9 protein-coding genes are annotated in these 12,987 nt (G+C 61.9%); 7 read left to right on the forward strand and 2 right to left on the reverse strand.

Translation table 11 applies throughout. The annotated features are described in order from the left end of the window. Nucleotides 1-7: 7 nt before the first annotated feature. The 7 genes from AB4O35_RS22265 (at nt 8) to AB4O35_RS22295 (ending at nt 10,629) form a co-directional block, all read left to right on the forward strand. The gene (locus AB4O35_RS22265) at nt 8-1,579 is read left to right on the forward strand and encodes an ABC transporter ATP-binding protein (RefSeq protein WP_065872022.1); all 1,572 of its coding nucleotides are present in this window, start codon (nt 8-10) and stop codon (nt 1,577-1,579) included. A gap of 101 nt (nt 1,580-1,680) precedes the next feature. After that, the gene (locus tag AB4O35_RS22270; RefSeq protein WP_065880713.1) at nt 1,681-3,090 is read left to right on the forward strand and encodes a sigma-54 interaction domain-containing protein; all 1,410 of its coding nucleotides are present in this window, start codon (nt 1,681-1,683) and stop codon (nt 3,088-3,090) included. A 286-nt stretch (nt 3,091-3,376) separates the two neighbouring features. Continuing rightward, complete coding sequence (locus tag AB4O35_RS22275) at nt 3,377-4,768, forward strand: GntP family permease (protein WP_460149291.1); 1,392 nt, start codon at nt 3,377-3,379, stop codon at nt 4,766-4,768. 7 nt (nt 4,769-4,775) lie between these two features. Further along, a complete protein-coding gene (locus AB4O35_RS22280; protein ID WP_065880684.1) occupies nt 4,776-5,549 on the forward strand; it encodes a 3-hydroxybutyrate dehydrogenase in 774 nt (257 codons plus the stop codon). Nucleotides 5,550-5,717: 168 nt separating this feature from the next. Continuing rightward, nucleotides 5,718-7,676, forward strand: coding sequence for an acetoacetate--CoA ligase (locus AB4O35_RS22285; RefSeq protein ID WP_065945415.1), 1,959 nt, complete (start codon nt 5,718-5,720; stop codon nt 7,674-7,676). A 138-nt stretch (nt 7,677-7,814) separates the two neighbouring features. Then, complete coding sequence (locus tag AB4O35_RS22290) at nt 7,815-10,310, forward strand: PAS domain-containing protein (protein WP_065945414.1); 2,496 nt, start codon at nt 7,815-7,817, stop codon at nt 10,308-10,310. A gap of 43 nt (nt 10,311-10,353) precedes the next feature. Continuing rightward, nucleotides 10,354-10,629, forward strand: coding sequence for a peptidylprolyl isomerase (locus AB4O35_RS22295; RefSeq protein WP_003174397.1), 276 nt, complete (start codon nt 10,354-10,356; stop codon nt 10,627-10,629). A gap of 121 nt (nt 10,630-10,750) precedes the next feature. On the opposite strand, the gene AB4O35_RS22300 is transcribed toward AB4O35_RS22295, so the two are convergent. Both AB4O35_RS22300 and AB4O35_RS22305 read right to left on the reverse strand, forming a co-directional pair. Next, nucleotides 10,751-11,656, reverse strand: a complete 906-nt coding sequence (locus AB4O35_RS22300) for a sugar kinase (RefSeq protein WP_065872027.1) — start codon at nt 11,654-11,656, stop codon at nt 10,751-10,753. Between the two features lie 116 nt (nt 11,657-11,772). Further along, a complete protein-coding gene (locus AB4O35_RS22305) occupies nt 11,773-12,981 on the reverse strand; it encodes an amino acid deaminase (RefSeq protein WP_460149292.1) in 1,209 nt (402 codons plus the stop codon). Nucleotides 12,982-12,987: the final 6 nt, after the last annotated feature.

Here is a 12,987-nt window from a genome sequence, read left to right on the forward strand (position 1 = left end):
CTCCCGTATGAACTTGATCGAAATCCGCGACCTCAGCGTCGCGTTCACTGGCCAGACCGTGGTGCGCAACCTGAGCCTGGATGTGCGCCCCGGCGAATGCCTGGCGCTGGTCGGCGAGTCGGGCTCGGGCAAGTCGGTGACGGCCCATTCGATCCTGCAATTGCTGCCCGAAGCCGGTACGCAAACCACAGGTTCGGTGAAGTATCGAGGCCAGGAATTGATCGGTGCCTCAGCGGCTACCCTGCAAAAGCTGCGCGGCAACCGCATTGCGATGATCTTCCAGGAGCCGATGACCTCCCTCAATCCACTGCACAGCATCGAAAAGCAGATCGGCGAAACCCTGCTGCTGCACAAGGGCCTGGGCGGCAAGGCGGCGCAGGCGCGCATCCTCGAATTGCTGGAGCTGGTGGGTATCCAGAAACCCCAGGAGCGGCTTAAGGCCTACCCGCACCAGCTCTCCGGTGGCCAACGCCAGCGGGTGATGATCGCCATGGCCCTGGCCTGCGAGCCGGAGTTGCTGATCGCCGACGAACCCACCACCGCCCTGGACGTGACCGTGCAGCGCAAGATCCTGCTGCTGCTCAAGTCCTTACAGCAACGCCTGGGCATGTCGCTGCTGCTGATCAGCCATGACCTCAACCTGGTGCGCAGCATTGCCCAACGCGTGTGCGTAATGCGCGCCGGGGAGATTGTCGAACAGGCCGACTGCCAGACCCTGTTCAATTCGCCTCAGCACCCTTACAGCCGCCTGCTGCTGGATGCTGAACCGGCCGGTGATGCGCTGTGCAGCGATGAGCGCGAGACGGTGTTGCAGGTCGACGACCTGAGCGTGCAATTCCCGCTGAGCAGCGGCCTGTTTCGGCGCAAAACCTATCTGCGTGCGGTGGATGGCATCAGCCTCAGCGTGCAGCGCGGCAAGACCCTGGGGATCGTCGGCGAGTCTGGCTCGGGTAAATCCACCTTGGGCCAGGCGATCCTGCGTTTGCTCGACTCCAGCGGCAGCATCCGCTTCCAGGGTGCAGCCCTCGACCCGCTGAATAACCAGCAAATGCGCCCATGGCGCAAGCAGATGCAGGTGGTGTTCCAGGACCCTTACGGCAGCCTCAGCCCGCGCATGACCGTGGAGCAGATCATCAGCGAAGGCCTGGAAGTGCACGCACCGTGCAGCCTGGCCGATCGCGATGCACAGGTGGTTCAGGTGCTCAAGGACGTGGGCCTTGACCCTGCCAGCCGGCACCGTTATCCGCATGAGTTTTCTGGCGGTCAGCGCCAACGTATCGCCATCGCCCGCGCCCTGGTGCTCAAGCCGGCGCTGATGCTGCTGGACGAACCCACCTCGGCCCTCGATCGTACGGTGCAGAAACAAGTGGTGGCACTGCTGCGTGAACTGCAAGAGAAATACGGCCTGACTTACCTGTTTATCAGCCATGACCTGGCGGTGGTGCGCGCCATGGCCCACGACATGATCGTGATCAAGGACGGCAAGGTGGTGGAGGCCGGCGCGAGCCACCAGGTGTTTGATTCGCCGCAGCATGCCTATACCAAAGAGCTTTTAGCCGCGGCGCACATTCCCCTGTAGGCGCTGGCTGCCTGCGATAGCGATCTGAAGGGCGCCATCGCAGGCAAGCCAGCTCCCACAGGACCGCGATCCTATCTATATTTTGTGTGGGTGGCATGAGCATGAACATCACCGATAACCTCAAGGATTACCAACAGGTTCGCGGCCTGGCCATCCAGTCGCTGTTCGAGATTATCGAGCAGTCCAGCGAGGGCACGGTGATTGTCGACCGCGACGCCAATATTGTCTGGATGAACGAGCGTTACGCCAAGCGTTTCGGCCTGAAAAGCGCCGATGAAGCCATCGGCCAGCCCTGCGAACAGGTGATTTCCAACAGCCTGCTGCGCCAGGTGGTGCGCAATGATCAGCCGATCCTGCTGGATATCCAGGACACGCCCAAAGGCCCGCTGGTGGTGATGCGCCTGCCGATCCACAACGACGCAGGCGCGGTGATCGGGGCGATTGGTTTTGCCTTGTTTGATGAGCTGCGCAACCTGTCGCCATTGATCGAACGTTACCTGAGCATGCAACAGGAGCTGGCCTCCACCCGCTCATTGCTGCGTTCGCGCCAGAGCAAATACAACTTCGCGCACTTCATCGGCACCAGCGCCGCCAGCCTTGAAGTGAAACGCCGGGCGCGGCGCAGTGCGAGTGCCGAATCGCCGGTATTGTTACTGGGGGAAACCGGCACGGGTAAGGAGTTGCTCGCCCAGGCGATTCACGGCGCCTCCACGCGGGCGCACAAGGCCTTTGTCAGCGTCAACAGCGCGGCGATTCCCGCAGACCTGTTGGAAGCCGAGTTCTTCGGCACCGCACCGGGCGCGTTTACCGGTGCTGACCGCAAGGGCCGTCCCGGTAAATTCCAGATCGCCCAAGGCGGCACGCTGTTCCTCGACGAGATCGGGGACATGCCCCTGCCGCTGCAAAGCAAATTGCTGCGGGTATTGCAGGAAAAAGAATTTGAGCCAGTAGGCTCCAACGAGATGCTGCACAGCGATGTGCGGGTAATAGCCGCCACGTCGATGGACCTGGAAGCGGCAATCAAGCGCGGTGAGTTTCGTGCGGACCTGTATTACCGGCTGAATGTGCTCCCAATCCAGGTGCCGCCGTTGCGTGAGCGGTTGGAGGATATCCCGGCGTTGAGTGAGGCGATCCTTGAGGAACTGCGCAGCCAGCATGAACTGGATCATGAAGCGTTAGCGTTGTTGGCGCAGCATGCGTGGCCGGGGAATATCCGTGAGCTGCGTAACGTGCTGGAGCGCGCGGCGTTGTTGAGTGATGACTTGGTGTTGGATGCCCGGGAAATTCGTGCGGCGATTGGTACGTTCACCCCGGTGCAGCGTGGCAGTGCGGTGGTGCCGGTCGAGGGGGAGAGTTTCAGTGTGGCGCGGGGGCGGTTTGATCGGCAGGTGATTGGGGCGGCGTTGGAGGCGTGTGAGGGGAATGTGGTGGAGGCGGCGAAGCGGCTGGGGCTTGGGCGGTCGACGTTGTATAAGAAAATGGTGGCGTTGGGGATCAACGAGTCTCAATAAAGAGACACCGATCTACATATAAAGACATTACACTGTGGGAGCGGGCTTGCTCGCGAATGCGGTGTACCAGTAAAGAATCCTTTGACTGACACACCGCATTCGCGAGCAAGCCCGCTCCCACATTGGATCTTCATCTGTCTCAAAATAGAGACTCAGTTCAAGATCGCCATCAAAAAAACATGAATTATCTATATATTTCAATCAGTTAAAATCTTGGCACACATCTCGCTATAGCCCTCCTCCAAAGCCTCACCCCACAAAAATAACAATCCGATGGAGACACACCATGAGTGTGATCATTGCCCTGGCAGCCCTGGCGCTGCTGATGCTGGCTGCCTACCGTGGCTATAGCGTTATCCTGTTCGCCCCCATCGCCGCGCTCGGCGCTGTCCTGCTCACCGACCCGTCCGCCGTCGCCCCTGCCTTTACCGGGGTGTTCATGGAGAAAATGGTCGGCTTTATCAAACTGTATTTCCCGGTGTTCCTGCTCGGTGCGGTGTTTGGCAAGCTGATCGAGTTGTCGGGCTTCTCGCGCTCTATTGTCACCGCCGCGATCCGTTTGCTCGGCACGCGCCAGGCGATGCTGGTGATCGTATTGGTCTGCGCCCTGCTCACCTATGGCGGCGTGTCGCTGTTCGTGGTGGTGTTTGCGGTGTACCCGTTTGCGGCGGAGATGTTTCGCCAGAGCAATATTCCCAAGCGGCTGATCCCGGCAACCATCGCCCTCGGTGAGTTTTCGTTCACCATGGACGCCCTGCCCGGCACGCCGCAGATCCAGAACATCATCCCCAGTACTTTCTTCAACACCACAGCCTGGGCCGCGCCGTGGCTGGGGTTGATCGGCACAATCTTCGTGTTCTGCGCCGGCATGCTCTACCTGGCGCGTCAGCGCAACAAAGCCCAGCGCGCGGGCGAAGGCTATGGCACCGAGCTGCGCAACGAGCCCGAAACCGCTGAAAACCTGACCCTGCCCAACCCATGGATCGCGCTGTCGCCGCTGATTCTGGTGGGGGTGATGAACCTGTTGTTCACCCACTGGATCCCGCAGTGGTACGGCAAGACCCACAGCCTCAGCCTGCCGGGCATGAGCGCGCCGGTGACCACCGACATCGCCAAGCTGACCGCAATCTGGGCGGTGCAGGCGGCGTTGCTGGTGGGCATCATCATGGTGCTAGTGTTTGGCTGGAAGGCGATCAAAAGCAAGCTCGCCGAAGGCAGTAAAAGTGCGGTCAGCGGTGCGCTGCTGGCGGCGATGAACACCGCCTCGGAATACGGTTTTGGCGCAGTGATTGCCTCGTTGCCAGGCTTTTTGGTACTGGCAGACTGGCTCAAAGGCATTCCCAACCCGCTGGTCAACGAAGCAATTACCGTGACCCTGCTGGCCGGTATCACCGGCTCCGCGTCGGGCGGCATGAGCATTGCCTTGGCGGCAATGTCCGAGAGCTTTATTTCGGCGGCCCATGCGGCCAATATCCCCCTTGAAGTGCTGCACCGGGTGGCTGCCATGGCCAGCGGCGGCATGGACACCCTGCCCCACAACGGCGCGGTGATCACGCTGTTGGCGGTGACTGGCCTGACCCACCGCGAAGCCTACAAGGACATTTTCGGCATCACGATCATCAAGACCCTCGCGGTGTTCGTGGTGATCGGTACTTTCTACGCCACCGGCATTGTGTGAGGTTTTCATGACGACATTGAACGGCAAGACCGCCCTGGTCACCGGCTCCACCAGCGGCATCGGTCTGGGTATCGCGTTGAGCCTGGCAAAGGCCGGGGCCAATTTGATCCTCAACGGCTTTGGCGACGCCAGCGCGGTGATCGCGCAAGTGCAAGCGTTTGGCGGCAAGGTCGGCCATCACCCGGCGGACGTCAGCGACCCGGCGCAGATCGCCGACATGATCGCCTACGCCGAGCGTGAATTCGGCGGCGTGGATATCCTAGTGAATAACGCCGGCATCCAGCACGTCGCGGCGGTGGAAGACTTCCCGGCTGAGCGCTGGGACTCGATCATCGCGATCAACCTGTCCTCGGTGTTCCACAGCACGCGCTTGAGCTTGCCAGGCATGAAAGCCAAGGGCTGGGGGCGCATTGTCAATATCGCGTCGGTGCATGGGCAAGTCGGTTCGGTGGGCAAGGCGGCGTATGTAGCGGCCAAACATGGCGTGATCGGGCTGACCAAAGTGGTCGGCCTGGAGACCGCGACCAGTAACGTCACGTGCAACGCCATCTGCCCAGGCTGGGTGCTGACGCCGCTGGTGCAGAAGCAGATTGATGATCGCGCCGCCAATGGCATCGACCCGCAGCAGGCGCAGCATGATTTGTTGGCGGAGAAGCAACCGTCACTGGAGTTTGTCACGCCGCCGCAGCTGGGTGAGTTGGTGCTGTTTTTGTGCAGCGAGGCGGGTAGCCAGGTGCGCGGTGCAGCGTGGAATATCGACGGCGGTTGGCTGGCACAGTAGACCCCCATCGTGCACACACAGGAGATCTAAATGTGGGAGCGGGCTTGCTCGCGAATGCGGTGGGTCAGTAACAAATTTCTGGCTGACACACCGCATTCGCGAGCAAGCCCACTCCCACATTGGGTCGATTTTGTTGGATAGATTTGTAGAAGAATAAGAGACTTGCGTATGTCCGACATCCTCTGGCAACCCTCCCCGGCACGCATCGCCAACACGCGCATGGACCAGTTCCGCCGCTACATCAACGAACACTACAGCGTGGAGCTCAGCGACTACCCGGCGTTGCACCAGTGGAGCATCGACCAGCGCCCGGATTTCTGGCGGGCGATCGTGGCGTTCTTCGACGTGCAATTTCGCAGCCCGCCCACGGCGGTGCTGATCGAAGACACCGAGATGCCCAGCGCCCACTGGTTTCCCGGCGCCACCCTGAATTTTGCCGAGCACCTGCTGCGCCGCCGCGACGATCACCCGGCGGTGGTCGCCATCGGCGAAGACGGCCAACGCGAGCAATTGACCTACGCCGAACTGGCCGCCCACGTGGCCGGCCTGCAAAAAAGCCTGCGCGCTGCCGGCGTCACCCAGGGCGACCGGGTTGCCGCGTGCATGCCCAACACTTGGCAAACCCTGGTGGGCATGCTCGCGACCACCAGCCTGGGCGCGATCTGGTCGTGCTCATCGCCCGACTTTGGCACCCAGGGCGTCATCGACCGTTTCGGCCAGATCGAACCCAAAGTGCTGATCACCTGCGCCGGTTACCGCTATGCCGGTAAGGACATCGACCAGACCGCCAAGCTCAATGAAATCCTCGAGCGCCTGCCGTCCCTGGAACAGTTGATCATCGTGCCTTATGCACGGCCCCAGGCGCGAGTCGAGGACTACCGCACCCACGCCAGCATCACCCTGTGGCAGGACTTCTACCAAGCCGGTGGCGAGCCGGAATTCGTCGCCGTGCCGTTCGATCATCCGCTGTACATCCTCTATTCCAGCGGCACCACCGGCATCCCTAAATGCATCATCCATGGGACCGGCGGCGTGCTGCTCACCCACCTCAAGGAACACGGCCTGCACGCCGACCTGTCGCGCGAGGACTGCCTGTTCTACTACACCACCTGCGGCTGGATGATGTGGAACTGGCTGGTGTCGGTGCTGGCCATCGGCGCTACGGCGGTGCTGTATGACGGTTCGCCTTTTCATCCAGGCCCCGAGCGGCTGATCGACCTGATCGACGCGGAAAAGATCAGCGTGTTCGGCACCAGCCCCAAGTTTCTCGCCACGCTGGAAAAGTCCGGCCTGCAACCGCGCCTGACCCACGACCTGGGCAGCCTCAAAGGCCTGATTTCAACGGGTTCACCGTTGTCGCCGCAGAGCTACGACTACGTGTATCGCGAGATCAAGGGCGAGTTGTGCCTGTCCTCCATGTCCGGCGGCACCGATATCGTCTCCTGCTTTGTGATCGGCAACCCAGTGTTGCCGGTGCGGCGCGGCGAAATGCAGTGCAAGAGCCTGGCAATGGCCATTGAGGTGTGGAATGACCAGGGCCAGCCACTGATCGGCGAAAAAGGCGAACTGGTGTGCACCCGGCATTTCCCGGCCATGCCGATCGGCCTGTGGAACGACCCGGAGCGCCAGAAACTGCGCGCCTCGTATTTCAGCCAGTTCCCCGGCGTATGGGCCCAGGGTGACTACGCCGAACAGCGGCCCAATGGCAGCCTGCTGATTCACGGGCGTTCCGACGCCGTGCTCAACCCGGGCGGCGTACGCATCGGCACGGCAGAGATTTACCGCCAGGTGGAAAAAGTCCCACAGGTGCTGGAAAGCCTGGCGATTGGTCAACGCTGGCAGGACGACGTTCGTGTGGTGCTGTTCGTGCGCCTCAACGACGGTGTCGAACTGAACGCAGCCCTGGAGCAACACATTCGCCAGGTCATCCGCGCCAACACCACACCCCGCCATGTACCGGCGAAGATCCTCGCTGTCACCGATATCCCCCGCACCATCAGCGGAAAGATCGTCGAATTGGCGGTGCGCAATGTGGTGCACGGCGAGCCCGTGAAGAATACCGACGCCCTGGCGAACCCGCAGGCGCTGGAGCAGTTTCGCGATCGCCCTGAACTGGCTGAAGGATGAAAGGTTTCAGCCTTGGCGCACGGTTTTGAAGACAAACCCCGAATGCATGCTATTTTTCGGGGGTAGTCACTCATTCCCAAGTCACGGGATAATGGGTGTTGTCATCTTTCAAAGCGTTACGCTCAGGGCTTTTACATCATGAAGGGAACATCCACCGGTAGCGAAGCCGCCGCTTTAATTGCGCGGCTGGACTGGGCGCAAAGCCCCCTCGGTGAGGCCAATGATTGGCCACAAAGCCTGCGCACTGCCGTGGATATCGTCGTGCACTCGCCGATGCCGATGCTGCTGCTGTGGGGCAGCCAACTCACGCAACTCTATAACGACGGCTTCGCGCTGCTGGCGGGTAACAAACACCCCGAAGCCATGGGCAAGCCCGCGCACCAGACCTGGCCGGAGCTGGAAAGCTTTGCCGCGCCGGTCTACGACGCAGTGCTCAGCGGCGAGGTGCGCACGTTCAGCGAGCAGCGCTTCGTGCTGCAACGCAATAATCGCGACACCGAGATCTGGCTGGACCTGACCTACAGCCCGGTCCGCGATGAAAGCGCCAAGGTGGCTGGCATCCTGGTCACCGCCATCGAAACCAACGAACGCCGCCGGGCCCAGCACAACACTGAACAACGCCTGCAACTCGCCTTGGCGGCCACTGACGCCGTAGGCACCTGGGACTGGGATATCGGCGAAGACCGCTTTATTGCCGACGCGCATTTCGCCTACCTGCACGGCGTCGCCCCCAGCGATGCAGGCCTGCTGCCGATCAGCGACTATTTGCAAGGCGTGCACCCTGAAGACCGCGGCACGGTGACGCGCAGCATCAAGCATTGCATCACCTTCGGCACCGAATACGCTGAGGAATACCGCCTGCTGCAGGCCGACGGCAACGTGCGCTGGGTGTTTGCCCGGGGCCGTTGCTACAAGGACCATCAAGGCCGCCCGGCGCGGTTCCTCGGCGCCGCATTGGACCTCACCGAACGCAAGCACACCGAGCAAGCCCTGCGCCAAAGCCAGACAGAGTTGCAGCTGATCATCAACGCCATGCCGGTGCTGATCGGCTATGTCGACCACGAACAGCGTTTCCGCCTGAACAACAGTGCGTACCTGGAGTGGTACGGCAGGACGCCCCAGGAGCTGTACGGCAAGACCATCCGCGAAGTGCTCGGCGACGAGGTGTATGCCGGGCGGGCGGACAAGATTGCCGCCGCGCTCGAGGGCAAGGCCTGCAGTTTCATGACCGTCACGCCGCACCGCGACGGCCGGCCGCGGCATGCCTTGATGAAGTACCTGCCGCGCTTCAGCAATGACGGCTCGGTGAATGGTTTTTACATCTTTGTGATCGATGAGACCGAACGCAAACTCACCGAAGAAGCCCTGCGCCACCTCAACGAAAACCTCGAGGAACGCGTGGCCCAGCGCACCCAGGCGCTGGCCGAGGCCAACCAGCGCCTGCAAAACGAAATGTACGAGCGCGAGCGCGCCGAAGACGCCCTGCGCCATGCGCAGAAAATGGAAGCGGTCGGCCAACTCACCGGCGGTATCGCCCATGACTTCAACAACATGCTCACCGGCATCATCGGCAGCCTGGACCTGATGCAGCGCTATATCGCCGCCGGGCGCAGTGATGAGATCGGGCGTTTTACCGATGCCGCCGTGTCGTCCGCCCATCGTGCGGCCGCCCTCACCCACCGCTTGCTGGCGTTCTCACGCCGCCAGTCGCTGGATCGACGCCCGCTGAACCCAAACCAATTGGTGACGTCTCTGGAAGATTTGTTCCGGCGTACCAAGGGCGCGCATATCGCGCTCAAGGTGCAACTCGGCCACGACATCTGGCCGGTGAACACCGATGCCAGCCAGCTGGAAAACGCCTTGCTCAACCTGGTAATCAACGCCCGCGATGCCATGCCCGATGGCGGTGAAATCCTGATTGAAACCGCCAACAGTTACCTGGACGGCACCGACATCACCACCCTTGAACCGGTCAAGGCTGGCGACTACGTGATGCTGGGCGTGTGCGACAACGGCACGGGCATGGCGCCGAAGATCCTGGCCAAGGCGTTCGACCCATTCTTCACCACTAAACCCATCGGCCAGGGCACCGGCCTGGGGCTGTCGATGATCTACGGGTTCGCCCAGCAGTCCGGCGGCCACGTGACCATTCAAAGCGAACCGGGCCACGGCACGTGTGTGCGCCTGTACCTGCCGCGCCTGTACGGTACGTCGCTGGAAAGCAGCCAGCCGCCGCACCTAAGCGAAGCCCCGTTGGCGCTGGAGGGTGAGGCGGTGGTGGTGGTCGAGGACGACCCGGCGGTGCGCATGCTGGTGGTCAATGTGCTCGATGAGCTGGGCTACACCGCGCACCAGGCGGCGGACGCAAGGGCGGCACTGCCGCTGCTGGAGTCGGACCTGCGCGTGGATTTGCTGGTCACCGATGTCGGCCTGCCGGGCATGAACGGCCGGCAGTTGGCGGAAATTGCCCGTCAGCAGCGGCCCGGTCTCAAGGTCCTGTTCATGACCGGGTACGCCGAGAAAGCCGCTGAGCGCCAGGGCTTTCTGGAAGACGGCATGGACATGGTTGCCAAACCGTTTTCCATCGACCTGCTGGCCACGAAAATCCGCAGCATGATCAGCGTGGACGAATGAGTTCAGGCATAATCGCGCGCCGTCGCACACTTGGTAGAGATCAATGAAAGCCCAAGCCCGTCATATCCTGGTGAAAACCAGCGAAGAAGCCGAACAACTCAAGCAACGCATTGCCAAGGGCGAGGCGTTTGACGTGCTGGCCAAGAAGTACTCCACCTGCCCGTCTGGCAAGCGTGGTGGCGATCTGGGTGAAGTGCGGCCTGGGCAGATGGTCGGGGCGATTGATGCGGTGATTTTCAAGAAGCCCGTGAAGGTGGTTCACGGGCCGATCAAGAGTAAGTTTGGGTATCACTTGGTGCAGGTGTTTTACCGGGATTGAGGGGGTTGGCTTTAGACCGCTTTCGCGAGCAAGCCCGCCCCCACATTCGACTGCATTCTTTCAGTTAAAACGCTGTCAACTGTGGGAGGGGGCTTGCTCCCGAACCGCCGCAGGCGGCCATTCACCTGGGAATCAAAGCCCCCGACACCTGGATAACCCGGCTCGCCAACCGATGCCCAGCCAAGGCAGCCTCCTCGGGTGACCCACCCTTGAGCCGACCAGCCAAATACGCCGCACTGAACGAATCCCCCGCCGCCGTCGTATCCACGACCTTCTCCACCTTCAGCGCCGGCACGGCAAAGCGCTCCCCGGCACAACGGATCAAACACGCATCCGCCCCGCGCTTGAGCACCACCTCAGCAATTCCCGGATACGCCGCGAACACCTGCTCACTGTCGGCATAACCAAACAGCGCGCGCTCGTCATCCTCGGTCAACAAAGCAATATCCACCTCGGCCAACACCAAGTGATACGCCGCCCGTGCCGCCTCGACACTGGCCCACAGGCGCGGTCGGTAGTTGTTGTCGAACACCACCTTGCCCCCGCGTCGACGGGTTTCGATCAGGGTTTGCAGCAAACGCTCACGGCCGAGTTCACCCAGTACCGCCAGGGTGATGCCGCTGAAATACACCACGTCGTAGTCCGGCAAGGCGGCCAGGATCGGCTCGGCCGCAGGCGTAGTGAAGCACTCGCGCACGGCGGCTTCGTTACGCCAATAGAGGAATTTACGCTCGCCATTGGCATCGGTCTGGATGCAATACAAACCTGGCAAACGCCCGGGCAGGCGCTGGACCCTGCCCAGGCCCAGGCCTTCTTGCGCCCACTGTTGGCACATGGCGTCACTGAAGCTGTCATCGCCCAGTGCGGTGACGTAGTCGACGTGAGCGGTGTCGCCCAGCTCGCGGCGCAGGTAGACCGCCGCGTTCAGGGTGTCGCCGCCGAAGCTTTGGTGCAGGCTGCCGTCGGCGCGGTGTTGCAGTTCGATCATGCATTCGCCGATGAGGGCGATGTGGGGTTCGGGGGTCATGGCGGGTTCTCGGGTGTTGTTCAGGGCCCCATCGCAGGCAAGCCAGCTCCCACATTTTGAATTGTAAATACCTTCAAATGTGGGAGCTGGCTTGCCTGCGATGGCCGCAACTCGGTCTAAAAGCAAGTACGCAAAGACTCAATCACCTGCAACTGCTCATCCACCAGACAACCCACTTGCCACTTGTCAAAGGTCAGGCACGGGTGCGAAGTGCCGAACGAGATAATGTCGCCAATACGCAACTCCACCCCCGGCGCCACGGTCATGAATGCGTGCTGGTCCATCACCGCCGTGACCTTGCACGCCCCCACGTCATCACCTTCCGCCGGCAGGATACCGGCCTTGTAGCGCTTGAGCGGCACCGGCAAACCGGCGTCATAGGCGACGTCACGCTTGCCCAGGGCGATCACCGCAAAACCCGGCTCGGGCATCGATTGCACATGCGCCCAGACTTCCAGCGCCGGGCGCAGGCCTTCGCTGAGGTCGCTGCGACGGTCGAGCACGCAGCATTGCGCCTCTTTGTAGATGCCGTGGTCGTGGGCCACATAGCTGCCCGGGCGCAACACGCTGAGGAAGCGGCCGGCGGCGTTTTGCGCCTCGAACGACTCGGCGATCAAGTCGTACCAGGCCGACCCCGACGCGGTGACGATGGGCTTGGGCAGGTCGAAAGAGCCGTTGTTCTGCAGGTCCACCGCCAAGCGCACCAGGCTGGCGGCGAACTCACGGATGCCGCTGATGGCGTGCTCGCCATGGATCACGCCTTCATAGCCTTCGATACCGGTAAGGGCCAGGGCGGGCTGGGCCTTGATCGCCTTGGCCAGATCACGGACCTCCTGCTCACTGCGGCAACCGCAACGGCCACCGACCACGCCGTATTCGATCATTACGTTGAGGCGCAAACCACGAGCGGCGAAAAACAGGCCGAGGTCGGCGACGTTGTCCGGGTGGTCGACCATGCAGTGGAAGTCGAAATCCTTGTCGGCCAACAGGTTAGCGATCAACGCCATGTTTGGCGCGCCTACCAGTTGGTTAGCCATCAACACACGGCGCACGCCGCCAGCGTAGGCAGCACGGACCTGTACGGCGTTGGCCAGGGTGATGCCCCAAGCACCCGCTGCGATCTGGCGCTGGAACAGTGCCGGCATCATGCTGGTCTTGCCATGGGGCGCGAGTTCGGCGCCGCTCTTGCTGACAAACTCCTGCATCCAGCGGATGTTGTGTTCCAGGGCGTCACGATGCAGCACCAGGGCGGGCAGGCTGACGTCGCGAACCAGGTGGACACCGACGGCAGCGGCGCCCTTTTCAACGGCATTGATGGCAGACATGGAAAA

This window comes from Pseudomonas sp. H1_A03 (assembly GCF_054685145.1).